At 62.3% G+C, this 22,584-nt stretch carries 20 protein-coding genes; 7 read left to right on the forward strand and 13 right to left on the reverse strand.

What is annotated here, in order from left to right; all coding sequences use genetic code 11:
- Positions 1–148: 148 nt before the first annotated feature.
- The 7 genes from F1609_RS25885 to F1609_RS25915 all read right to left on the reverse strand — a co-directional run bounded on the left by F1609_RS25885 (position 149) and on the right by F1609_RS25915 (position 8,685).
- On the reverse strand, positions 149–595 hold the full coding sequence (locus tag F1609_RS25885; protein WP_167079533.1) for an SMI1/KNR4 family protein: 447 nt from the start codon (positions 593–595) through the stop codon (positions 149–151).
- Positions 592–1,956: a reverse transcriptase family protein gene (locus F1609_RS25890; RefSeq protein ID WP_167079534.1), complete on the reverse strand. Its 1,365-nt coding sequence runs from the start codon at positions 1,954–1,956 to the stop codon at positions 592–594. Before F1609_RS25890 ends, F1609_RS25885 begins: the two co-directional genes overlap by 4 nt.
- A gap of 237 nt (positions 1,957–2,193) precedes the next feature.
- Positions 2,194–3,204, reverse strand: coding sequence for a substrate-binding domain-containing protein (locus tag F1609_RS25895; RefSeq protein ID WP_167079535.1), 1,011 nt, complete (start codon positions 3,202–3,204; stop codon positions 2,194–2,196).
- 51 nt (positions 3,205–3,255) lie between these two features.
- On the reverse strand, positions 3,256–4,467 hold the full coding sequence (locus F1609_RS25900) for an MFS transporter (protein ID WP_187363134.1): 1,212 nt from the start codon (positions 4,465–4,467) through the stop codon (positions 3,256–3,258).
- Between the two features lie 76 nt (positions 4,468–4,543).
- Positions 4,544–5,188: a beta-phosphoglucomutase gene (pgmB, locus tag F1609_RS25905; RefSeq protein ID WP_167079537.1), complete on the reverse strand. Its 645-nt coding sequence runs from the start codon at positions 5,186–5,188 to the stop codon at positions 4,544–4,546.
- The gene (locus F1609_RS25910; protein ID WP_167079538.1) at positions 5,185–7,530 is read right to left on the reverse strand and encodes a glycoside hydrolase family 65 protein; all 2,346 of its coding nucleotides are present in this window, start codon (positions 7,528–7,530) and stop codon (positions 5,185–5,187) included. Before F1609_RS25910 ends, pgmB begins: the two co-directional genes overlap by 4 nt.
- Before the next feature lie 114 nt (positions 7,531–7,644).
- Positions 7,645–8,685: a LacI family DNA-binding transcriptional regulator gene (locus tag F1609_RS25915; RefSeq protein WP_167079539.1), complete on the reverse strand. Its 1,041-nt coding sequence runs from the start codon at positions 8,683–8,685 to the stop codon at positions 7,645–7,647.
- A gap of 283 nt (positions 8,686–8,968) precedes the next feature.
- Between F1609_RS25915 and F1609_RS25920 the strand changes: the two genes are divergently transcribed.
- Entirely contained in the window at positions 8,969–11,419 is a 2,451-nt protein-coding gene (locus tag F1609_RS25920; RefSeq protein ID WP_167079540.1) for a TonB-dependent receptor, read from the forward strand.
- A gap of 62 nt (positions 11,420–11,481) precedes the next feature.
- On the opposite strand, the gene F1609_RS25925 is transcribed toward F1609_RS25920, so the two are convergent.
- Together F1609_RS25925 and F1609_RS25930 are read right to left on the reverse strand one after the other, a co-directional pair.
- Entirely contained in the window at positions 11,482–11,835 is a 354-nt protein-coding gene (locus tag F1609_RS25925; protein ID WP_167079541.1) for an energy transducer TonB, read from the reverse strand.
- A 323-nt stretch (positions 11,836–12,158) separates the two neighbouring features.
- Entirely contained in the window at positions 12,159–13,196 is a 1,038-nt protein-coding gene (locus F1609_RS25930) for an MBL fold metallo-hydrolase (protein ID WP_187363135.1), read from the reverse strand.
- Between the two features lie 126 nt (positions 13,197–13,322).
- Here F1609_RS25930 and F1609_RS25935 point away from each other — a divergent pair, with 126 nt between their 5' ends.
- Positions 13,323–13,976 carry a TetR/AcrR family transcriptional regulator gene (locus tag F1609_RS25935; protein ID WP_167079543.1) on the forward strand — a complete coding sequence of 218 codons (654 nt, stop codon included), beginning with the start codon at positions 13,323–13,325 and terminating at the stop codon, positions 13,974–13,976.
- Here the strand turns inward: F1609_RS25935 and F1609_RS25940 are convergent.
- Together F1609_RS25940 and F1609_RS25945 are read right to left on the reverse strand one after the other, a co-directional pair.
- Complete coding sequence (locus F1609_RS25940) at positions 13,955–15,043, reverse strand: WD40/YVTN/BNR-like repeat-containing protein (RefSeq protein WP_167079544.1); 1,089 nt, start codon at positions 15,041–15,043, stop codon at positions 13,955–13,957. The genes F1609_RS25935 and F1609_RS25940 overlap by 22 nt on opposite strands.
- A 2-nt stretch (positions 15,044–15,045) precedes the next feature.
- Entirely contained in the window at positions 15,046–15,315 is a 270-nt protein-coding gene (locus F1609_RS25945; RefSeq protein WP_167079545.1) for a ubiquitin family protein, read from the reverse strand.
- A 120-nt stretch (positions 15,316–15,435) separates the two neighbouring features.
- Between F1609_RS25945 and F1609_RS25950 the strand changes: the two genes are divergently transcribed.
- Positions 15,436–15,747, forward strand: a complete 312-nt coding sequence (locus F1609_RS25950) for a hypothetical protein (protein ID WP_166880983.1) — start codon at positions 15,436–15,438, stop codon at positions 15,745–15,747.
- Between the two features lie 239 nt (positions 15,748–15,986).
- Positions 15,987–16,799, forward strand: a complete 813-nt coding sequence (locus tag F1609_RS25955) for an ATP-grasp domain-containing protein (RefSeq protein ID WP_187363136.1) — start codon at positions 15,987–15,989, stop codon at positions 16,797–16,799.
- 12 nt (positions 16,800–16,811) lie between these two features.
- On the opposite strand, the gene F1609_RS25960 is transcribed toward F1609_RS25955, so the two are convergent.
- Both F1609_RS25960 and F1609_RS25965 read right to left on the reverse strand, forming a co-directional pair.
- On the reverse strand, positions 16,812–17,147 hold the full coding sequence (locus tag F1609_RS25960) for an aminoacyl-tRNA hydrolase (RefSeq protein ID WP_167079546.1): 336 nt from the start codon (positions 17,145–17,147) through the stop codon (positions 16,812–16,814).
- A 100-nt stretch (positions 17,148–17,247) separates the two neighbouring features.
- Positions 17,248–17,700, reverse strand: coding sequence for a hypothetical protein (locus F1609_RS25965; RefSeq protein WP_167079547.1), 453 nt, complete (start codon positions 17,698–17,700; stop codon positions 17,248–17,250).
- Positions 17,701–18,660: 960 nt separating this feature from the next.
- Here F1609_RS25965 and F1609_RS25970 point away from each other — a divergent pair.
- The 3 genes from F1609_RS25970 to F1609_RS25980 all read left to right on the forward strand — a co-directional run bounded on the left by F1609_RS25970 (position 18,661) and on the right by F1609_RS25980 (position 22,532).
- The gene (locus F1609_RS25970) at positions 18,661–19,953 is read left to right on the forward strand and encodes a nucleotide sugar dehydrogenase (protein WP_167079548.1); all 1,293 of its coding nucleotides are present in this window, start codon (positions 18,661–18,663) and stop codon (positions 19,951–19,953) included.
- A gap of 42 nt (positions 19,954–19,995) precedes the next feature.
- Positions 19,996–21,057: an SDR family oxidoreductase gene (locus F1609_RS25975; protein WP_167079549.1), complete on the forward strand. Its 1,062-nt coding sequence runs from the start codon at positions 19,996–19,998 to the stop codon at positions 21,055–21,057.
- 68 nt (positions 21,058–21,125) lie between these two features.
- On the forward strand, positions 21,126–22,532 hold the full coding sequence (locus F1609_RS25980; RefSeq protein ID WP_167079550.1) for a TIGR03013 family XrtA/PEP-CTERM system glycosyltransferase: 1,407 nt from the start codon (positions 21,126–21,128) through the stop codon (positions 22,530–22,532).
- Positions 22,533–22,584 lie beyond the last annotated feature (52 nt).

A 22,584-nucleotide genomic window follows, 5' to 3' on the forward strand; every position in this document is an offset into this window, starting at 1 on the left:
GGGCATGGATTGCGGCTTTCGGATGTACTTGATCCAGAGTTCACAAATAATGTACCAGATCACGGCCAATGCAATAAGTTAGAGCATTCTATTTTCTTTTGCGTCGTGTTGTCGAATGTCGGTAGCGATACGTACAACCGCCTGCGAGTTATTCGTCTTGTACAGCAATCCGGTCAGCGAATGCTTGAAATGAGGCGGCAACTTTGCGCACGCTTGTTTTTCCGCCGTAGTAATTAATATAGTGCACGGCATTTTCTCGATCCAGCACGTACAGGTTACCCAATTCACAGTCGGCAATTGGCAGTACACCTTCGGCTCGAAGATCCGGATACGCGTGCAGCTTCGAGAGGATTCCCTTGTCCTTGTCTGCGCCAAAAAAGGCGAGGATGGGAAGATCGTCGGCGCCGTCAATGCAACCGCCAACGAACGCGCCGCCAAACTGTTTGATGAATTCGGAATAGTCCTTTGGCAGCTTCCAGCCAATGCTCGATTCGAGCGCATTGATTTCCGCCTCAGAGAACGGCGCCGCTGGTTCAAATCGGGCATCTGGGATGCCATTGGTGTCCAGGCAGCCTCCGGGCTGTGAAATACTCATCGGTGCGGCTCGCTTCCATTACACAGCGGCCCGGCGGGCCAGACGATAGCGTCCAACAGCCGCTGCAAGCGCCCACCGCGCTGGGGATTGACCATGGTGACATACGCCACCTTCCCTGCCAGCCAGGCGCGAAAATCCGGCCGCTTCTCGCGATCCTGCCCGTGCGGACCGTGGCGCACGCAGTTGGTCAGGGTGGCCTTGAGCACATCGAACTCCTCGCGCGCGATGTTGGGATGGTGGTTGACCACAATGCCGGTGACCTGCTGGCGCACGCCGGCGCGCATCATGCGCGTTTTGCGCGTGTTGATGGCAAAACCTTCTTCGAGGGCGATGGCGCCGACCTGTGCGTGGAAACGGTCGAGCGAGCGTTCCAGTTCGCGCCCGCCCGAGAACACCAGGTCGTCCGCATAACGGCTGTAGCGCGCGCCGAGCGATTGCGCCAGCGTCTCGAGGCGAACGTCAAGCCGCCACGCGCAGGCGTTGGCCAGCGCCGGCGAACAGGGCGAGCCTTGCGGCAGGTGCGGCGCGCGCAGTGCCTGGCGCTGGGTCCACGTGAGCGCATTGCCGCCAGCCGGTTCGCGCAGCACGCCGGCCGGCACGCGGTTCACGCACAGGCGCGCCAGCACGCCGGCCACGGTCTGCGAGTACCCGAGTTTGACAAACAGCGCGTGAATGCGCGAAGCCGGAATGCTGGGGAAGAAATCCTTGAGGTCCATGCGGATCACCACCCGCTGGCCGGTATGCAGGGCCGCATGGGTGACGCAGGAATGGCCGCGGCGGAAGCCATGCGCGGCCGGATGCGCGGGTACGCGGTCGAGCAGTTCGCGCAGAATGGTCGCCTGCATGCCGGGCAGGCGCTGCTTGGGAATTTCGATCAGGCGCACGCCGCCGCTGCGCTTGGGCACCCAGCGATAGTGGTAGTGCTCCAGTTGCGCGGCCGGCATCGGTTCCTTGCGCCACTGGCCGGCGAACCAGTCAAGTTCACCCGGGCGCACTTGCAGCCACTGCGCAAGGTCGCCCACGGACGGCAGTGCGGGCAGCGCGAGCGCGGCCAGCCAGTCGGGCGCTGGCGGCGCCACGGGCAGGTCGAGGCAGTAGTGTGTGAGCTGCGGTGCGGCTCCCTCGCCTTCCCAGGCGTCGTGAAACAGGTCCAGGTCGAAAATGATCTGCGCCAGTTCATGGCGGCTGAAATAGTAAAAGTGTTCGGCGGTGCGCGCGTGGATTTGCTCGCATAGCTCAGGTATCCACGGCCACGGATGGCCGAACGCCCAGGTCGCGCTGGCGATCAGGCCGGCGAGCGTTGCGTCGCGCGCCAGCATGGTGTCGGCGAGCGCCAGGGCGATGGCGTCTTTGGGAATCATGCTTGATGAATTTTGAGGGGGCGGAGAGCCTTCAACCAGTCTCGTGAAGCATGAGTCCAGGTGCGCGGCAGCGCACGGCCGCTCATGCGGTGAATTGCACAGCAATAAATATCCCACGGGGTAGCCCCGCAGAGGCTCGTCCCTGCACGAGGCAAGAACAGGCCGGCTTGAAGGATCCGCCCGTGTAGAGAGTAAGGCAATTTTGCATGAACGTCAATGCGAGTGCCGCCCTGCAAGTCAGGCGATGCAGCGCCCCACAGTGGCGCCGGGCAGCAGTACCGGCTGCCACAGGACCTGCAACTGCGCCGGCGGCGTGCCCGCCACCAGCGCGGCGAGCATCTCGGTCATCTTCGCGCCCGCTTCGTTGGGGTCCGGCTGGTCGATGGTGGTGACGTTCGACCCCACCAGGCTGTCTTCGATGCTGCCCCAGACGATGACCGACATGTCCTTGCCGATCTCGATGCCGGCGTCCAGCAGCGCGCGCACCGCGCCCACGCCGGAGAGGTGATTGTCGACGATGACGGCGGTCGGCCGGGGCGAACAGGCCAGCAGCTCCTGCATGGCCTGGTAGCCGGTGCGGCGGTCGAGCGTGTTGTCGACCAGGTGGCGCGGATCGATGGGCAGGCCGGCTTGCGCCATGCAGGCGATGAAGCTGTTCTTGCGCTGGCACGCAAAATTGAGCTCGAGCGGTGCGCTCACCAGCGCGATGCGGCGGTGGCCATGCTCGAACAGGTGCGCGCACGCGAGCCCGATGCCGGCTTCGTTGTCGTAATCGAACCAGGCGTAAGGCTGCTTGAGTTCCGTGCGGCCGTGCGCGACAAATGGAAAGCCCTTCTTCACCAGGTAGGCAATGCGCTCGTCGTGCACCAGGGTGCGGCTGACCACCAGCCCATCGACGCGGCGTCCGCGCACCATCTGCTCGTACGACGGCAGCTCGTTTTGCGGCGAGACCGGCGCGATGATCAGGTTCATCTTGCTCTTTTCGAGCGCGGCCGACATGCCGCCCACCACGCCCAAAAACATCGGGTCGCCCAGGTCGCTCGGCAGCAGCGGATAGATGATGCCGAAGACGTTGGTGCGCCCCACCGCGAGGCTGCGCGCCATCGGATTGGCTTCGTAGCCGGCTTCCTTGGCGGCGGCCAGCACGCGTTCGCGGGTGTGGGCATTGACTTCGGGGTAGCCGTTCAGGGCACGGCTGACGGTGGTCTTTGAAATCCCGAGCGTACGGGCCAGGCTCTTGAGATTCATGGTCGAACTTCGTTGGTCGATGGTGTAAAGACTGCAATTATAGCAACAGGGTCAGGCAGCATGATCGACCTGCCGTTTAAAGAAGTACAGGGTGACCAGCACCAGCGTGATTGGCACCAGTGTGAGGTAGAACGCGAAGTGGCCGCTGAAATTGCCGAACACATAACCGGTGATGAACGAGCCGGTGGTGCCGCCCAGCGCCGAAAAAATCACCAGCAGCCCGGTCATCGACGAGTGCTGGTGCGGCGGCAGGGAACTGAGCATGACCGAATTGATGCCCGGGTAGATCGGCGCCATGAACAGGCCAATCAGCGGGAACAAAAAGGTCGCCAGCGGCGCGCTGGACCAGGTGATGCCGGGGTCGGCCACCACGTCATGCGTAAGCGGAAGCGCCAGCAGCACCGTGGCGGCCATGCCGATCACGCAGATGTTCATGACCGGGTACCAGTTCATCCGGCGCATCACAAAACCGGCAGACAGGCGGCCGATCGCCAGGCAGGCGGCGAAGATGCTGGTCACCTGCACGCTCATGGCCGCCGGCAGCTTGAGGATTTCGTTGTTAAAGGTCGGCAGCCAGGTACCGACGCTTTGCTCGATCAGCACATACAGGAACGCCGTCATGACGAACACGCACACCAGCGGCTTGAAGAACAGCTTGAGCATGGCGCTGAAGTCGTCCCAGCGGCTGCGCCCTTGCGGCAGCTGCGCCGTGCCTTCGTCGAAGGTGGTCGACAGCACCAGCGCGAAGGTGACGGCGCACAGCGCGGCCAGCAACCAGTACACCTGCAGCCAGCTGCGCGAGGCGGGGTCGGACGAATCAATAAAGTAACCGAAGATCCAGTAGGCGCTCAACACGCCGACCATGAACACGCCTTCCAGGGTATTCATGATGCCGGCATGGTGGCGGCGGTCGCGCGCGATCAGGCCCAGGGTCGAATACACCGACACCTTGACCAGCGCGAACGCCACGCCAACGCACAGGAACAGCAGTTTGGCGGTCCAGAAGGCGGGCAGCAGCGGCATGGCGACGCAGGCGGCGGTGACCAGCGCCAGCGCGGCGAGCATGGCGTTCTTGTAGCCGATGCGCGGCAAAAAGGAGGCCACCAGGAAGGACACGACCGCGATCGGCAAGTCCTTGAATGCTTCCAGGTTGCTGGCGCTCGATTTGCTCACGCCGTAGTTGCCGATGATCTGGAGGATGACCGTGCCGACGCTGTTAAGCAGGATCGCAAAGACGAAGTAAATCAAAAAAAGGGCTAACATAATGCGTTGGTTTTTCACACGGTCTCCAATATTTTTTATTTTGGTGTGCTACTTCCTGCTGCTGTCCTACTCGCGCCTACTGGTAATCCTCCAGCTTGAAGCCGTCCAGCGCCGGGATCACCCGGTCGGCCCGCGTGAGCACATCCGGGTTGCCGATGCCAAGCGCCCACATGCCGGCGCTCTTGATCGACGCCACGCCGGCCACCGCGTCCTCCACGCCCAGGCAGTGCACCGGGTCCACGCCCAGCTCGCGCGCGGCGGTTAAAAAAATCTCCGGATGCGGCTTGCTGTGGGCGATCAGCGCGGCGTCGACCACGTAGTCGAAGCGATCGCGGATGCCCAGGCGTTCGAGTACCGTGAACGCATTCTTACTGACCGAGGCGAGGCCGATGCGCAGGCCGGCCGCGCGCACCGCCGCCAGCGCATCGACCGCGCCGGGCAGCAGGTCGGCCGCCGACATGGTGGCGATCAGCTCCTGATAATGCCGGTTCTTGGCGTCGGCCAGCGCCAGCTTCTGTTCATCGCTGTACGTGCGCTTCGCGCCGGCCAGGATCAGGTCCAGGGACCCCATGCGGTCGATGCCCTTCAATTGTTCGTTGAAGGCTTCGTCGAAATGCACGCCTTCCGCTTCGGCCAGCCGCTTCCACGCCAGGTAATGATAGTGCGCGGTGTCGGTGATGACGCCATCGAGATCGAAAATGACTGCCTTGAACCTGCTCATGCTGTTTTCTCCTGACGTGGACGGGCGACCGAAACCGATGGCGCGGCGCCGGTGAGCGAGACGCGCTCGCCGCAGTGGCCAAGGGTCAGCGACTCGCCGTGAACCAGCGTGTAGCGTGCTTCGGCGGCATCGATGCGCACCTGCAGCAAGGCGCCGTGGATGTGAATCTGGAACTGGTAGTGCTGCCAGCGCGCCGGCAGGGTGGGCGCAAAGCGCAGCGCGCCGTCGGCCACGCGCATGCCGGCAAAGCCGTAAGCGACGCCCATCCAGGTGCCGGCCATGGCTGCGGTGTGCACGCCGTAGTGGGTGTTGCCGTGCGTGTCGTCCAGGTCCAGGCGCGCGGTCTCGAGAAAATAGTCGTAGGCCTTGTCGTGGTAGCCCACTTCCGAGGCGATGATGCTGAAGATGCAGGACGAGAGCGACGAGTCGTGCGTGGTCACCGCTTCGTAGTAGTCGAAGTCGCGCTTTTTGTCGTCCTGGGTGAACTGGTCGGACAAGAGCAGCAGCGCCAGCACCACGTCGGCCTGCTTGCAGACCTGGTGGCGGTAGATCACCAGCGGGTGGTAGTTCAGCAGTAGGGGATAGTTTTCTTTCGGCGTGGCGGCGAAGTCCCAGGGCTTTTTGCCGAGGAAGCTGTCGTCCTGCTCGTGGATGCCGAGGGCGGCATCGTAGGGCAGCGCCATGCGGCCGGCGGCGCGGCGCCACGCTGCCGGCTCGGTATCGTCAAGGCCGATGGCCTGCGCGATGCGCGCAAAATCTTGCGGGCGCGCGCCGCGCAGCTTGTCGACAATCTCCGCCGCAAAGCGCAAATGCATCTGCGCCATGGCGTTGGTGTAGTAGTTGTTGTTGACCAGGGCCGTGTATTCGTCCGGGCCCGTCACTTCGTTGATGCAGAAGCGCCCGGCGCGGTCGTAGTTGCCGATGCCGATCCAGATGCGCGCGGTCTCCAGCACGATTTCGGCGCCCTGCTTTGCCATGTAATCGAGGTCGCCCGTGGCGTCCAGATACAGCTTGATGGAGTACGCGATGTCGGCGTTGATGTGGTACTGCGCGGTACCGGCCGGGAAGTAGGCGGAGCATTCTTCGCCGGCGATGGTGCGCCACGGGTACAGGGCGCCTTTGGCGTGCGACATCTGGCGCGCGCGCGCGCGGGCCTGTTCAAGTCCGGCGTAGCGGTAGGCCAGCAGCTGGCGGGCGACTTCGGGTTTGCTGTACAAGAAAAACGGGAAGATGTAGATCTCGGTATCCCAGAAGTAGTGGCCTTCGTAGCCTTCGCCGGTGACGCCCTTGGCGGCGATGTTGGTCTTGCCGTCGCGCCCGGCCGATTGCAGCAGGTGGAACTGGTTGAAGCGGATGCCTTGCTGGAGCGCGTCGTCGCCGGCGATTTCCACGTCGGCGCGCTCCCAGAAGTCGGCCAGATAAGCTGCCTGGCGCGCGCACAGGGCCTCGAAGCCATCAAGCCTGGCCTTGGCCAGCGCGCCTTTTGCCAGGCCCGCCAGTTCGGCCTCGGGGTAATCGCGCGACGAGAAATAGACGCCGTATTTGGTCAGGCTTTGCGGCAGCATCACGTCGAGGTCCAACGTAAAACTGTGGCTGGCCGCCAGCTCGTGGTGACTGGCGCTGCCCGCGACCGCCGCCACGGTGTCGATGGCGCTCACCAGGGTAAAGCCGCTGTTGTGGGTGCGCTGGGTGAGGCTGGACATGCTGGCGCCCTGCTCCACCGCCAGCAGGTGCAGCGCGGGGCCGGAGACGGCCGAGCCGATGCGCGGATCGTCCCCGGCTTCCTGGTTGCGCACGGCGCCGTCGATGGTCGAGACCACCCGCACGGCCCCGGAGAAATTAAGGGCGGTCAGCTCGACATCGAGCGCGAACAGGTGCTTGTCGGCCAGCGAGACCACGCGCCGCGTAATCAGCCCCAGACGCTTGCCGCTGGCCGAGGTCCATTCCAGGCTGCGGCGCAGCACGCCGGTGCGAAAATCGAGCACCCTTTCGTAGCGGTCGAGCGTGCCCTGCAAGGGGTCGAAGCGTTCGTCGCCGAGCCAGACTTCGATGCCTTTGGCGTTCGGTACGTTGAGCATGAACTGGTTGGTCTTGGCCAGGCCAAAGGCCGCTTCCGGATAGACGATCGGTTCGGACTCGTAGAAGCCGTTGAGGTAAGTGCCGTCGAGCGAGGTGCCGGCCGGGCCGCTGTAGCCTTCTTCGGGCGTGGCGCGCAGGCCGATGTAGCCGTTACCGAGCGCGAACAGGGTCTCGTTCAAAAAGTGCGCGGCGGGGTCGAAAGCGGTCTCGCGAAGGCACCAGGGTTCGAGCGGGAGAGCATGTCGGGAAGGGGCGTGGGGCACGGTTTTGTCCTTTGTCTGTCTTTTGAAATTTGCACTTCAAACCGGTTTGGATTGCGGCCGAGTCTATTTCAAATCGGTTTGGGATGTCAATTTATTTAGATTTTGCCGCGCAAATCAGGTCTGGCGGGCGATCAGGGTGGTCGGCAGCATTTCGGACTCGACCTGCTCGCCATTGATCAGCGCCAGCATTTTTTTGGCGAGCAGCACGCCGCCATCGCGCAGGTACTGATGCACGCTGGTCAGCGGCGGCACGAAACTGGCCGCGCCGGGCGTGTCGTCGTAGCCGATGACCGAGACATCGTCGGGCACGCGCAGTTGGTGCTCGGTGAGCGCGCGGATCGCGCCCATGGCCAGCAGGTCGCTTGCGGCAAACACGCCGTCAACAGCGTGCCCCTTTTTCTTGAGCAGCGCGCTCATGCTGTCGAAGCCCGATTCGAACGTGAAGGCCTTGGGACGGATGATGTGCACCGTACCCTGCCCGCCCAGCGCGTCGATGAAGCCGGCGCAGCGTTCCTGGACTTCGGCGTGGTCGACATCGCCCAAAAACACCAGCTTGCGCCGGCCCTGCGCCAGAAAGCGTTCGGCCACACTGGCGCCGCCGCGGCGGTTGTCGCTGCCGACCACGATGGTGGTGGCGCCGGCGTCAAGCGCGCCCCACACCACCAGCGGCAGGTTGGCCTTTTGCAAGAAGCGCACCGCTTCGCCGTGCGAGCCCTGGCCGAGCAGAATCAGGCCGTCGGCGCCCTGCACCGGGGCGGTGTCCATCAACTGCTTGGAGGTGAGCACCACGCTGTAGCCGGCCGTGGTCAGTTCCTGGGTGATGCCGCCCAATAGTTCAAGCGGATACGGGTCGGACATGGGGCGCCCCTTCACAGGCGTCATTTCGACCACCACCGCGACCGAGTAGCTGCGCCGCATGCGCAGGTTGCGCGCGCTGATGTTAAGGCGGTAGCCCTGCTCGTCGGCGAGGCGGCGGATTTTTTCGCGCGTCTTTTCCGTGACCAGCGGGCTGTCGCGCAAGGCGCGCGAGACGGTGATCGTGGAGACGCCCGCCAGGCTGGCGAGGTCTTCCATCGTCAGGGAGGCGTCGTTCTTGCGCGGCGCGATCGTGCTCGCCGGCGCGGCAGTCTTTTTTGCAGCCTTGTTTGCGGCCATGGAAACGCTCAATTTTGGTAGGAAAACAACGACACCGCCGCATTATGACAGGTTTACGCCTCTCTAAAGGCCAAATGACATCGATAACATTTCGATTGACATCGATAACATTTCTTGTTTCAATGATTCGTCTTTTCTTGCCATCATAATAAATTGCAGACCGGCCCGCTGCGCGGCGCGGCAGGATCAGACAGGGGACACGCATGCGGTGAGCGCCGTTCGAGCACGGCGACGCCAGTCCAGGAGACGGATTTCAACAAGACACATAAAAGCGAGCATAACAATGAACAGTCACAAGCACTTCCTGCTTTCCTCAGTCACGCTGGCCGTACTGACCCTGATGAACCAAGCCCAGGCGTCGGGCCAGGCCGCCGCCCCGGCGACGGCGGACGCGGCGGCCGCCCAAGCGGTGGCGTCCGAAATCCAGCAGGTGGTGGTGACCGGCACCGCCTCGGCACGCGGCACGCGCAAGATCGACACCAGTTTTTCGATCACCACGGCAACCGAGGAGCAGCTCAAATCGGCCTCGCCCAGCAGCACCGCCGACGTGCTGAAACTGGTCCCGGGCGTGTATGCGGAGTCGACCGGCGGCCAGTCGGGCGCGAACATCGAGGTGCGCGGATTTCCGTCGGGTAGCGATTCGCCCTTCGTGTCGGTGCAGATGAACGGCAATCCACTCTATCCGGTGCCGGTGCTGTCGTTCTTCGAGGGTTCGTCGGCCTTCCGCCTGGACGATACGGTGGCGCGGGTGGAAGTGCTGCGCGGCGGGCCGAGCACGATTTACTCGGTCGGCCAGCCGGGCGCGACCATGAACTTCATCCTGAAAAAGGGCGAAGACACGCCGGAAGCGACCCTGCGCTTTACCACCGGCACCGGCAAGCTGCGCCGGCTCGATGCTTTTGTGGGCGGCAAGATTGCCGACGGCTGGTACGGGACCATCGGCGGCTTCGCGCGCCAGACCCAGGGCGTGCGCGATCCGCAATTCAAGGCCGATGACGGCAAGCAGCTGACCGCGTCCGTCACGCGCAAGCTGAACGAGGGCGAAGTGACCGCCTACGTGCGCACCACCAAGGATAAAAACGCGTTTTACACCGGCGTGCCGCTCATTTCCAGCGACAACGGGCGCACCATCACGGAGTTTCCCGGCTTCGATCCGCTCACCGGCACCCTGATGAGCAATGAGATGCGCCACTTCACCATCGACGCGGCGCCCGGCAAGACCCTCACGCGCGACCTGGCCGACGGGCGCGGCATGGATGCGACCGTGTTCGGCGCCGAGTACGAGCAAAAGCTGGGCGGCTGGGATGTGTCGAACAAGGCGAATTACTTCAGTGGCGACCTGAACACCATCTCGATGTTCACCGGGAACAACCCGCTGACGGCGGCAGCCTACCTGGCCAATGCCAACGCGACCCATAATCCGCTGGCGGCAAGCGGTTCGGGCAGCATCAGTTATGTGAAGGGCGGCGTGGTCGATCCCAACGACCAAGTGGTGCAGGCCGGATTATGGTCGGTCGAAAAGAAACTGAGCTCGTTTACGAACGAATTCCGGATCAGCCGCGAGCTACTCAAGAACAACACGACGACCGCCGGTGTGTATCTGGCGCGCTACAAGTCGAATGACGAATGGTACCTGGGCAACAGCCACCTGATGACGGCCACCCCGAACGCCAGCCTGATCAATGTGCAACTGACGAATGGCACGATCGTCTCGCGCAACGGGGTGGACGGGAATGTGTTCTATGCGCCGGTGGCATCGTACAAGGGCAACAATACCGCCCTGTTCGTGGCCAATGAATGGAAGGTGAACGAGCAGATCAAGGTGGATGTGGGTGCGCGCCGCGAAAAGCAGAGCTTGAAAGCGACGATCTCGAACCTGACCACGATGGATACGGACGCCAATCCGCTGACCGTCTACAACAACGGCACCTCGGTTCCGACCGGCACCAACACCCAGCTCAGCCGCGACGACAGCGTCAATTCGTTCACGGTGGGCGGGATTGTCAAGTTGTCTAAGGATATGAGCGTGTTTGCGCGCGCCAACACCGGCCACACCTTTATCTACTTCGACGACATGCGCAACGCCGGCACCCAGGCGGCCGTCAACGACCGCAAGGGCGTGCCGACGCCGAAAGTGACGCAGTACGAAATCGGCTTCAAGACTGTGGGCACCATGTACAGCGCCTACATCAACGGGTTTTACACCGACTTTACCGGTATTTCGTTCCAGCAGATCACGACCGATGCGGTGCTCAATTCGGTCAGCGGTTCGCGCGGGCATGGCGTGGAGTTCGAACTGGCCGTGCGGCCGGTGAAAAACCTGCAGGTAAGCTTGATGGGCAATTATCAGGAATCGAAATACCGCGACAATCCGGCGATTACCGGCAAGCTGGTGCAGCGCCAGCCGAAGATGCAGTTCCGCCTGTCGCCTAGCTACCGGATTCCGCTGGGCGAGAATTCACTGAAACTGTATGGCACCTACGCGCACGTGGGCAGCCGCTGTGCCGACCAGGCCAATCTGTCGTACCTGCCGTCGTATAAAACGGTGGACGCGGGCATCCTGGCATCGGTGGGCACGCATTGGGAATTGAGGCTCGCGGGTACGAACCTGGGCAATGAACTGGGGCTGACGGAAGGCAATTCCCGCCTGACCGGGGCGCAGGGCAGCGGTCCGATCAATGCACGGCCGATCTTCGGGCGCGCGGTGGAAGCGTCGGTGCTGTACCGCTTCTAAAGCTGATAAAACAGACGGCAGGCGTGGACATCGTGCATGTCCACGCCGGGGCCATGATTCATTTACTCAACGACCCACGAATACTTGACCTTGGCCCACGCCAGCGCAGCCTGGCCGTCTTTCGCACCTGGTTCAAACTTGCAGCGGGCGCCGGCGCGCACCGAAGCACGATCGACGCGCACCGCGCCGCTCGACTCCACCACTTTCGACTGCACGACTTTGCCATCGGTATCGATCAGATAGGCGACGGTCACGGTGCCGCTTTCGCCATCATCCTGCCACCGCACTGGAAATTCCGGTTTTTCGCAGCCGGCTGCATCGAGACGGGCCGGACGGTCTGCTGCCATGGCCTGGGTTGCGCTCAGGCACAGCAAGGTTGCGGACAGGACGGTAGCGAAACGGGACGTGGCAAACATAAAACCTCCAGAGGGGATGATGGATAAATCCGGCGCTTCTGGCGCTCGAATCGTCTGCTGCGTAGCCAGCTGACAGTTCAAAATATACTGCGCCGCAGCATATTCTCTTAATTTATTATCCCAATGGCGCTTATGTCAGTTTCGCATAACTTATTGCTCCGCACCAACATATTGCATTCATAAAACGCATAACAGTTATGCAAGATCCATGTTGGTGCATATCGTCATGAAAACGCTTTCACACGACCCGATTTATAGCAAAAACCTCTTTTAGTGCGTGCTATTGGCTTGTGGAAATTATGAGACGTGGTTTGTAAATAATTTTAGCCCGGGGTCGGATCGACCCGTTTCCACCACGCCTGGCCGGGTGCCGGGTTGCTCAGGTCTAGCGCCTGCCCCATTTCGGGCGTGGCCAGAGGCACCCCGCGCGCGCTGGCGAGCGCGGCGATGCGGTCGAACGGTTCGTGCCAGGGGTGCAGGCTGAGGTCGAAGGTGCCGTTATGCACCGGCATCAGCCATTTTCCCTTGAGGTCGAGGAAAGCTTGCAGGGTCTGTTCCGGCTCCATATGAACGTCGGGCCATTGCTTGTCGTAGGCGCCGGTTTCGAGCATGGCCACGTCGAAGGGGCCGAATTTGTCGCCGATGGCCTTGAAGCCGGCGAAGTAACCGGTGTCGCCGCTGAAAAACACGCGCACGTCTTTATGCACGAACACCCAGGACGCCCATAGGGTCGAGTTGCCGTCGCTCAGGCTGCGTCCGGAGAAATGCTGGGCCGGGGTGGCGATCAGGCGCACGTTGCCGACCTTGCGCTCTTGCCACCAGTCGAGCTGGGTCACCTTGGCGGCGTCGATGCCCCAGGCAACGAGGCGATCGCCAACGCCGAGCGGGGCAAGAAAGTGCTCGGTCTTGGCGGCCAGCGCCAGCACCGCTGCGTGGTCGAGATGGTCGTAATGGTCGTGCGAGAGGATCACGGCCTTGAGCGGGGGCAGCTCCTCGATGCTGATCGGGGGCTGGTGAAAGCGCGCGGGACCGGCCCACTGCACTGGCGAGGCGCGCTTGGAAAACACCGGATCGGTCAGGTAAAAGGCATTATCGAGCTTGAGCAGCAGGGTCGAATGGCCGAGGCGGAACAGGGTGTTGTCGGGCGCCGCCAGCAATTGGGCGCGGGTGAGCGCTTGCACCGGAATCGCGCCGCTTGGCACCGTATCCTTGTTCTTGCCCATCATAAAAGTCCACGCCAGCCGGGCCAGTTGCGCAGGGCTCTGCTTGAACATGGGAACCGGGTTGCGGAATTTGCCGTCGCTGAACTGGGGCGAAGGATGCTGCGGCGCGGGGCTGCCGGCGAAGGTGCAAGAGGCCATGAGGAATGTCCCTATTAACAGGAGGCTGAGAAAAAGTCGGTGCACAGGTGATCCAATCAGAAATGTACACTACACAGTGTAGTTTCAATTTTTGGAAAAGTAAACTGGCGGGTGTAAAATATTGAAATGAACGCACCGCAAACACCCGCAGCGCAGGCGAACGCGCCCCGGCGCCTGACCGACCGCAAACGCCTGGCCATCCTGGCCGCCGCCGCCGAGCAATTCCGCAGCCTCGGCTTCGACGCGAGCAGCATGGACAAGATCGCCGCCAACGCCGGCGTGTCGAAACGCACGGTCTACAACCACTTCCCCAGCAAGGATGAGTTATTCGCCGAGACCCTGGTGCAGTTGTTCGAGCGCAGCGCCGCCGCCCTGGATCTGGCTTACCGCAGCGACGCCAGCCTGCGCGTGCAGTTGACGGAGTTGATGACCATTAAGGTCCGGGCGATGGCCGACCAGGATTTTCTCGACCTGGCGCGGGTGGCTATTGCCGAAGGCATGCACGCACCCGAGCGGGCGCGGGCAATCGTGGCGCGCCTGGGCGAGCGCGAGGAAGGCGTGACGCGCTGGATCCGCGCCGCCCTGGCCGACGGCAAACTGAAAGAATGCGATCCGGTCTTCGCCGCTACCCTGCTACAGGGCCAGGTGAAAGCGATGGCCTTCTGGCCGCAGGTGACCATGGGCATGCCGCCGCTGGCGCCGGAAGGACAGGCGGCCGTGGTCGATGCCGCCGTCAGCATGTTCCTCAGCTACTTCGCTCAGGCAAAACACGCCGCGTAGACCGGCGGCATGGTGGTCGAGAGCGTGTGCCAGCTGTCGCCCGCATTGTCCGACATCCACACCCCGCCGCTGGTGGACGCCATCAGCAAGGTGGCGCCATCGTCGGCCACCGCCAGCCCGTGGCGGTACACCAGGTCGTAGCAATGCTGCTGCGGCAAGCCCGCATTACCCACCTTGAAACTGTTGCCGCCATCATCGGTGCGGGTCACCGCCATGGCGGCGCCGACCGGAATGCGGCGCTGATCGGCCTCGGCTGGGGCGAACCAGGCGCGGCCGCCATTGGCCGGATGCGCGGCCACGGCAAAGCCGAAGTTCGACAGCGGCGCTTGCGTGATTTCTTTCCAGTGGTGGCCGTTGTCGCTTGAGCGCCAGATACCGTTATGGTGCTGGCACCACAGTACGTCGGGATCGCCGGCGCAGCGCACGATGCGGTGCGGATCTTGTACGGCTTCATTTTCGTTGAGTTCGGGCGGCATGTAGTCGGCGCGCATGCCGGTGGCGCTGATGGTCCAGCTGGCCCCGCCATCTTCGGTGCGCCAGACGCCGCCGCAGGAGACCCCGACCAGCACATGGTCGCTGTTGCGCGGGTCGACGCAAATGCTGTGAATGCCCGGCACGTCGTAGCCGCCGCCGAACCATTCGGCGCGCTGGGGCACGTCCCACAGCGAACGCAGCAGTTCCCACGAAGCGCCGCGGTCGCCTGAGCGGAACAAGCCGCCCGGCAGGGTGCCGGCCCACAGCACGCCTGGCTGGTCGGCGCCGCCCGCTTCCAGTGACCAGATCAGCTTGTTCTTCCACTCGACTTTGTCGGTGCTGTTGTCGGGCTTGAGCGGATAGGCGGGCGCGGCGATTTCAGTCCAGGCCTCGCTGCCGGCTTCCTTGCGGTGCAGCTTGACGCCGAAGTGGCCCAGGTTCAGCGCCGCGTAAAGGGCGCCGTCGCGCGGATCGGCCAGGGTGATCGAGACCGGCTCGCCCAGGAAATGGCTGGGGCCGATGTCCCAGCCGCTGCTGCCGCGCTGCAATTCGAACAGGCCCTTGCGGGTGGAAAGATAGGCGCGCGCTTGCATGTTCAGCCTCCGGAAAGTGCTTGAAGAATGTACACAGTACTGTGGGGTGCGAGAGGGTCGTCGAGCAAGATGCGTTCGTCGCTGCGGCGGCCGTCGATGAAGACGCCGACGTTTTCGCGCAGGTGGTCTTGATCGTCGAGAACGTAGCCGCGCAGCAGGGGATTGACGGCGAAGGCGGAGTCCAGCCCGGCGCGCAGGTTGGCGGCGCTGGTGTCGACCTGCGGCACGGCGGTAAACCGGGCAAGCTGCTGGGTGAAAATGAGACGCGCCATGGCATCCAATCACGTGGCTGACGACGATGGGGAATCAAAGCTGCTCAATTTTATCGCGGATCGGCGTGCTTGTCGCGTGCCGGCCTAGAATGGAAGCGAGTCAACTTTCTGGAGATGGACATGCCGATCAAACCTCACGAACTTGCCGCGCTGATGCAAGAAGTCGAGCAGGAAGACCCCATCGATTTCGCCGACCTGCCCTTCGGCGAGGCCGAGCTGCGCGAGCTGGTGGCGGCGCACCTGTGCGAGATGGCCGCCGCGATGGACAACTTCAGCACCGAAGACCGGCTGATGACCTTGCTGGCGGTGTCGGCCAAGCTGGTGCTGGAAAACCTGGTGCTGCATCTGCAATTGCTGCGCCAGCATGGCTTGCCGGTGAGCGACAGTGTCGAGGAATTGCTGAGCCGGCTGCGCAAGCAGGATGGAACATGACGCGCCTTGGTATTCTGCACAGCGCTGTGTTGTCCTTTGCCTCGTTGCGTATGCCTGTCGCCCCCGCGAAGGCGCTGAGTTCAGCGCCATTCGGGCCATGTCGCCGATGTTAAAATCGACCGTTTCCCTTCATGCCGTCGATCGAAGCACTGGCGTTTTTTGCCGCCATGTGCGATGCAGCGCATCAGCCAGGAAGCGGGATATAACATTGCCGACGATAACAAAGGGCTGCTGAACCAATGACCGACATCCACCCTGCCCCATCGTTGCAGCTGCTGTTTCCCTGCGACCCTTTCAACAAGCGCCTTGCCGACCAAGCCTATGGCGAAGAATATGACGCCGCGCGCGCAGCCGGATTCGCCTGTTCGCTGTTCTCCTTCGAAGATTTTGAAGCGGGGCAATTCAAGGCGCAACCGGCCCTGTCCGCCGGGGTCACCGTGCTGTATCGCGGCTGGATGCTGGCGCCGGATGGCTACGCGCGCTTGCATCAAGCCATCGCCGGGCGTGACTGCGCAATGCTGACCAGTCCGGCCCAGTACCGCCATTGCCACTACCTGCCCGAGTGGTACGCGCTGTGCGAAGAATTCACGCCGGAAACGGTGATCGTCGCGCGCGACGCCGACTTCGCCGCCGCGGTGGAAGGCCGCAACTGGCCCGCCTATTTCGTGAAAGACTACGTCAAATCACTGACCACCCAGCGTGGCTCGGTGGCGGCCACGCCGCAAGAGATTGCGGAGGTGGTCGGCTTGATCGAACGCTACCGGGGTGCGGTCGAGGGCGGCGTATGCATCCGCAAATTTGAACAGTTGCAAGCCGACAGCGAAGAACGCTATTTCGTGCTGCGCGGACAGGCGTTCGGCCGCGACGGCATGGTGCCTGCGCTGGTGCATGCCCTTGCGCACCGCATCGACAGCCCGTTTTTCTCGGTTGACGTGGTCGCTTCCAGCGAGGGGATACTGCGGCTGATCGAGCTGGGCGATGGACAGGTATCGGACCGCAAGCAGTGGCCGGTCGGGCGCTTCATGGCGATGCTGGACAGCAAGCCAGCCTGAACGGCGGTGGCGTCAAGCGCTGGCGTCAACGCCGATGATGGGCGCCGCGCGGTACAGCTTGAGGAACTTGAACATCTTCGGCCATTCTTCGCGCGGACGGAAAACCATGGCCACTTCGCGGTTCTCGAGCGCGGACTCGGTCAGCACGACATGGTCGGCCACCTGTTTGGCGTTCTCGAATTCCTTGGCGTTGACGATGCAGACGGCCTTGAAGAACGGCCCGGCCAGCCACGCCTCGACTTCGGGCGTGTCCTTGAACTTCAGATAGCCGGCCAGCGACGCGTGAGCCACGGCCACCATCGCAAAACCGAGCGGCACGTCGTCGCGCACCAGGATATACATCTTCATCGTTACGTCTACTCACAAAGCGGATTGGAAAGATACTGCCCGCGTCCAGTGTAATCCACAACACCGTGCGTGTTCAGTATCCGCCCCGCTGCGCTGCTGCTTACTGCGTGATGTGCATGTCGAAACGCGCACCGCTGGAAAAGACGCAAGTGCCGGAACCCATTTCGGCGCGCGTCATCGTGTAGTCGCAGCGCACATAGCCGCCCCGGTTGCCGGACGCGTTGGCCACGCCCTTGGCTGCGCCCGGATCGCGCGTCGCTTCGCCGGAAAACGCTTCGCCGCCGGCCGCGAACGAGAATTCGCCATGACCGCGTTCAGGATTGCTGATCGTGCCCGAAATGCGGCCCATGCGCGATGCCTCGTCGTTGGACGGATACAGGCGCGCCGTGTAAATCGGGCGAATGGCCGGCGCCGGCACGATGGCGACACCGCCGCCGTTGTTGTTGTAGTTGCCGTTGCCGCGCGGCGGATATTGATCGATCGGAACGACGTAGCATGCCGACAGCAGGCTCGATACAGCTACCAATGCCAGAATATGTTTTGCCTTGACCATGTTACCAATCTCCTGAGTAGAAACGCACTGCAACCCGCCTTTGCAGCGTCATCCATTTTGGCTAACGCACTGCAAGTTCGAATGAGTCGCAGTATAGGTACTCAAGTTTCAAAAAAGTAAACGCTGCCTCCAGTAGCGTTATCTAATACCAACCGTCAAGAAACATGCTACCGCCGTCCAGGCCGAGGTGATGGGTGATGCTGCAGGCCGGGTCGTTGTCGCCGTCAATGATGGCGGGGTCGGGCAACCTGTTCGACGCGCACATCGCGCTCCGTGCCGCAGGTCGCTTTCATTGGCCGGCTCCTTTGCGAAACACGGTCGACAGCAGGCTGCAGGCGCCGCATGTTCCCGGATTCCTTTCATGTTCACACGGGTGGCGACGCACTTTGCGCACGCACAAACTTTCGCGTCGATACCCTGCTCACATAGCGGAAAAACCGGTCAGGGCGAAAACGCAACAGTTACTAATAATACTTATTTGGCCCGCTTGCACGTCATTACAATAAGGATTCAGGCCCGTCTTATGCGGCCTTTTCCGGAACGCGGCATGGCTTGCGCCCTCGCATCCGGACGCATCCGGGTGCGCCGCCCCCGCGAACTGCCAGCCCTGTCATGGACAGCTAAAAATAACAACACGAATTTCTCTAATAGTTAGTTAAGTTGTAACGAACTTTGCTATTTCGCAAGGAAAGAGTGTATATTCCTAAGAATATAGTTCCGATCATTATTTATTGCTCGGCGACAGCTGTCGCGTGTCGTCCAGAAACGCCGTTGCGGCGTTAATGGGATGGCCGATATGGCCGCTGCAAGAGTGAAGCGCGCACGCGGGGCTTGACGTCGGCGCCCGCAAGCGCAGGGACACTGCAACCGCAGGGCGCACGTTTGTTTTCAAGTTGTAAATTATGCAGGCGTAATTCTGTTGTTATAATAACAAAATACGTTTTAAACAGGGAATCCGAGATGGAAGCAGCAGCAAAAGTAGTGGCCGTCGTTGGCCTCGGTTACGTCGGCCTGCCATTGGCTGTCGAATTCGGCAAGAAACGCACGACCATTGGTTTCGACCTGTCGACCAGCAAGATCGACAGCTATCAGCGCTTCATCGACCCAACGGGCGAACTGAGCAGTGAAGAGTTGCGCGCCGCGCAGCACCTGAGCGTCAGCGCCGACCCGGCCGCCATTGCCGGGGCCGACTACATCGTGGTGGCCGTGCCGACTCCGGTCGACAGCGCCCACAATCCCGACTTCACCCCGCTCGCGGGCGCCAGCAAGACCGTCGGCCTGCATATGAAGAAGGGCGCGATCGTCATTTTCGAGTCGACCGTGTACCCGGGCGCGACCGAGGAAGTCTGCATTCCGATCCTGGAACAGCATTCGGGTCTGAAGTGGATGCAAGATTTCCACGTCGGCTTCTCGCCGGAGCGCATCAATCCGGGCGACAAGGAGCACACGCTCACCACCATCCTCAAAGTGGTTTCGGGCGACGACGCCGCCACGCTCGACGACGTGGCCAAGCTGTACGAATCGATCATCACGGCCGGCGTGTACCGCGCCTCGTCGGTCAAGGTGGCGGAAGCGGCCAAGGTCATCGAGAACACCCAGCGCGACTTGAATATCGCGCTGATGAACGAACTTGCCATCATTTTCGACAAAATCGGCATCGATACGCTGGAAGTGCTGAAAGCGGCCGGTACCAAGTGGAACTTCCTGCCGTTCCGCCCGGGCCTGGTGGGCGGGCATTGCATCGGCGTCGATCCGTATTACCTGACGCACAAGGCGGAAATGATCGGCTACCACCCGCAGGTGATCCTGGCCGGGCGCCGCATCAACGATGGCATGGCCAAGTTCGTGGCCGAAAAAACCGTCAAGTCGATGATCGCCGCCGGTTTCAACGTCAAGGGCGCGAAAGTCAACGTGATCGGCCTGACCTTCAAGGAAAACTGCCCGGACCTGCGTAATTCGAAAGTGGCCGACATCATCACCGAACTGGCCACCTACGGCGTGCAGGTGCACGTGCACGATCCGGTGGCCGACGCCGCCGAAGCCATGCACGAGTACGGCGTCAAGCTCGACAGCTGGGAAGACTTGCCGCAGGCCGACGCCATCATCGCGGCCGTGTCGCACAAAGAATTGCTGGCGCGCCCGCTGTCCGACCTCCAGGCCAAGCTGAACAAGGGCGGCTGCTTCATGGATGTCAAATCGCTGTTCGACCAGGACGCCTTGCGCGCCGCCGGTTTTTCCGTCTGGCGCCTGTAGGGGCCGTTGGGAAGCGCCCGCTGGCGCTTCCTTGTATGCAGCATGAATAAGAAACTGGAGTCTGCCGTGGGTAAATTTATCGAGGTTCAACAGCACTTGCGCGCGCATCGCAGCCACTGGCTGGTGACGGGCGCGGCCGGTTTCATCGGGTCGAACCTGGTCGAAGCATTGCTGCGGCTCGGCCAGAAGGTCACCGGCCTCGACAACTTCGCCACCGGCCACCAGCACAACCTGGACCAGGTGCGCGAGCTGGTCGGCAGCGCGGCATGGGACAACTTCACCTTTATCCGCGGCGACATCCGTACCCCAGGCGACTGCGCCAGGGCCGTGGCCGGCGCCGACTATGTGCTGCACGAAGCGGCGCTCGGCTCGGTCTCGCGCTCGATGGAAGACCCGATCACCACCAACGACACCAACGTCACCGGTTTCCTGAACATGCTGGTGGCCGCGCGCGACGCCAAGGTGAAACGCTTCGTCTACGCGGCGTCGAGCTCGACCTACGGCGACCATCCGGCCCTGCCCAAGGTCGAAGACGAGATCGGCAGCCCGCTGTCGCCCTACGCCATCACCAAGTATGTCAACGAACTGTATGCCGAAGTGTTCGGGCGCTGCTACGGCACCCAGACCATCGGCCTGCGCTACTTTAATGTGTTCGGCCCGCGCCAGGATCCGGATGGCGCCTACGCCGCCGTGATCCCGCAATGGATTGCCGCGCTGATCAAGAACAAGCCGCTGTTCATCAATGGCGACGGCGAAACCAGCCGCGATTTCTGCTACATCGACAATGTGGTGCAGGCCAACTTGCTGGCCGCCCTGGCCGACGACCCGGAAGCGAGCAACCAGGTCTACAACGTCGCGCTCAACGAGCGCACCAGCCTGAACCAGCTGCACGCGATGATGTGCGAATTGCTGGCAGAACAGTTTCCGCACGTGCGCGACCATCAGCCGCAGTACGCGCCCTTCCGCGCCGGCGATGTGCGTCACTCGCAGGCCGATATTTCCAAAGCGATCAAGTTGCTCGGCTTTGCCCCCACCCACCGGATCGGCGAGGGCATGCAGCAAGCCATGGCGTGGTACATCCGGAATTTGACTTATAACAATTAAAAGCGCTGCGGCGGATGCACAACGGTGCCTGCCACGCAACGCCACTTATCCTGTCCAGGGGTGGAAAAATGCTTCGGATTTCTAATCACTATGTCTCACGGGTTGTGTTCGTGCTGCTGTTTGTCGAGGTGCTGATCCTGATCGGTTCGGCATACGCGGGCGCGGCGCTGCGCGTTTATGAAGACGGCAAGACCTCGCTGCCGCCGCACCTGGATAATTTCCTGATTTCGGCGATCGCCTACGCCATCGCCATCGTGTTCAGCATGAGCGCGCTCGGCATGTACCAGTTGAACCTGACCGAAGGCTTGCGCAATCCCTTCTTCCAGAAGCTGCTGCCCTCGTTCGCGATGGGCTTTTGCATCCTGACACTGCTGTTCTACGTGGTGCCGAACCTGTATTTCGGGCGCGGCATCATGCTGCTGGTATTCATGATCGGGGCCGCAGGCATCTTTGTGGCGCGCACGATTTTCCTCAAGACATCGGAAGCGCGCAAGTTCGAATCGCGCATCCTGTTCGTCGGCGGCGGCGCCCTGGCCAATGAATGCCGCGAACTGGCCAACCGCGACCAGGTCTACCACCGCTACGAAATCGCCGGCTTCATCGCCATGCAGTCCGAAGATTCGCGCGTGCCGGCCTCGGCCCTGCTGGAAGTGCGCGGCGGCGAATCGCTGCTGACCCTGGCGCGCCGCCATGATGTGGAAGAAATCGTGGTGTCGGTGGAAAACCGCCGCGGCGGCGCTTTCCCGATCAAGGATTTGCTCGAGTGCAAACTGCACGGCGTGAAAGTGATCGACGCCGCCACCTTTTTCGAGCGCGAAACCAGCCAGATCCGGGTCGATTCGCTGCAGCCGAGCTGGCTGGTGTTCGGCGGCGGCTTCGACCAGAGCTTCATCCGCATTTTCGTCAAGCGCACCTTCGACCTGGTGGTCAGCGGTACCTTGCTGCTGGTCTCGCTGCCGGTGATGTTCCTGACCGCGCTGGCGATCTACATCGAAGACCGCGCCCCGATTTTTTACCAGCAGGAACGGGTCGGCACGCATGGCCAGACCTTCAAGGTGCTCAAGTTCCGCAGCATGTTCAACGACGCCGAAAAGGGCGGCAAGCCGCAATGGGCGGCCCAGAACGATCCGCGCGTCACGCGCGTGGGCAACTTTATCCGCAAATGCCGCATCGACGAGTTGCCGCAGATCCTCAACGTGTTCAAGGGCGAGATGAGTTTCGTCGGTCCGCGCCCTGAGCGGCCGTACTTTGTGGAACAGTTGAACGAGCAGGTTCCCTACTACAACGTACGCCACAGCATCAAGCCCGGCATCACCGGCTGGGCCCAGGTACGCTACGGTTACGGCGCCTCGGTCGATGACGCGGTGCAAAAGCTCCAGTATGATCTGTATTATGTGAAAAACAACAGCCTGTTCCTCGACCTGCTGATCCTGATCGACACCCTCAAGGTGGTCATGGGCAGTCACGGACGTTGACCGCTGCCTGCACCCTGGGCCCCCCTTGGGGCGGGCGCCGGCCTCGCCCGGC

It is taken from the genome of Massilia aquatica (assembly GCF_011682045.1).
Classification (GTDB): domain Bacteria; phylum Pseudomonadota; class Gammaproteobacteria; order Burkholderiales; family Burkholderiaceae_D; genus Telluria_A; species Telluria_A aquatica.

Bases quoted from the DNA above. Each gene is read 5' to 3' on its own strand.
- F1609_RS25930 (WP_187363135.1), bottom strand. From the start codon at position 13,196: ATGGCCTCTTGCACCTTCGCCGGCAGCCCCGCGCCGCAGCATCCTTCG.
- F1609_RS25980 (WP_167079550.1), top strand. From the start codon at position 21,126: ATGCTTCGGATTTCTAATCACTATGTCTCACGGGTTGTGTTCGTGCTG.
- F1609_RS25970 (WP_167079548.1), top strand. From the start codon at position 18,661: ATGGAAGCAGCAGCAAAAGTAGTGGCCGTCGTTGGCCTCGGTTACGTC.
- pgmB (WP_167079537.1), bottom strand. From the start codon at position 5,188: ATGAGCAGGTTCAAGGCAGTCATTTTCGATCTCGATGGCGTCATCACC.
- F1609_RS25945 (WP_167079545.1), bottom strand. From the start codon at position 15,315: ATGGCGCGTCTCATTTTCACCCAGCAGCTTGCCCGGTTTACCGCCGTG.
- F1609_RS25915 (WP_167079539.1), bottom strand. From the start codon at position 8,685: ATGGCCGCAAACAAGGCTGCAAAAAAGACTGCCGCGCCGGCGAGCACG.
- F1609_RS25960 (WP_167079546.1), bottom strand. From the start codon at position 17,147: ATGAAGATGTATATCCTGGTGCGCGACGACGTGCCGCTCGGTTTTGCG.
- F1609_RS25900 (WP_187363134.1), bottom strand. From the start codon at position 4,467: ATGTTAGCCCTTTTTTTGATTTACTTCGTCTTTGCGATCCTGCTTAAC.
- F1609_RS25950 (WP_166880983.1), top strand. From the start codon at position 15,436: ATGCCGATCAAACCTCACGAACTTGCCGCGCTGATGCAAGAAGTCGAG.
- F1609_RS25940 (WP_167079544.1), bottom strand. From the start codon at position 15,043: ATGCAAGCGCGCGCCTATCTTTCCACCCGCAAGGGCCTGTTCGAATTG.
- F1609_RS25890 (WP_167079534.1), bottom strand. From the start codon at position 1,956: ATGATTCCCAAAGACGCCATCGCCCTGGCGCTCGCCGACACCATGCTG.
- F1609_RS25975 (WP_167079549.1), top strand. From the start codon at position 19,996: ATGAATAAGAAACTGGAGTCTGCCGTGGGTAAATTTATCGAGGTTCAA.
- F1609_RS25920 (WP_167079540.1), top strand. From the start codon at position 8,969: ATGAACAGTCACAAGCACTTCCTGCTTTCCTCAGTCACGCTGGCCGTA.
- F1609_RS25965 (WP_167079547.1), bottom strand. From the start codon at position 17,700: ATGGTCAAGGCAAAACATATTCTGGCATTGGTAGCTGTATCGAGCCTG.
- F1609_RS25955 (WP_187363136.1), top strand. From the start codon at position 15,987: ATGACCGACATCCACCCTGCCCCATCGTTGCAGCTGCTGTTTCCCTGC.
- F1609_RS25925 (WP_167079541.1), bottom strand. From the start codon at position 11,835: ATGTTTGCCACGTCCCGTTTCGCTACCGTCCTGTCCGCAACCTTGCTG.
- F1609_RS25935 (WP_167079543.1), top strand. From the start codon at position 13,323: ATGAACGCACCGCAAACACCCGCAGCGCAGGCGAACGCGCCCCGGCGC.
- F1609_RS25885 (WP_167079533.1), bottom strand. From the start codon at position 595: ATGAGTATTTCACAGCCCGGAGGCTGCCTGGACACCAATGGCATCCCA.
- F1609_RS25895 (WP_167079535.1), bottom strand. From the start codon at position 3,204: ATGAATCTCAAGAGCCTGGCCCGTACGCTCGGGATTTCAAAGACCACC.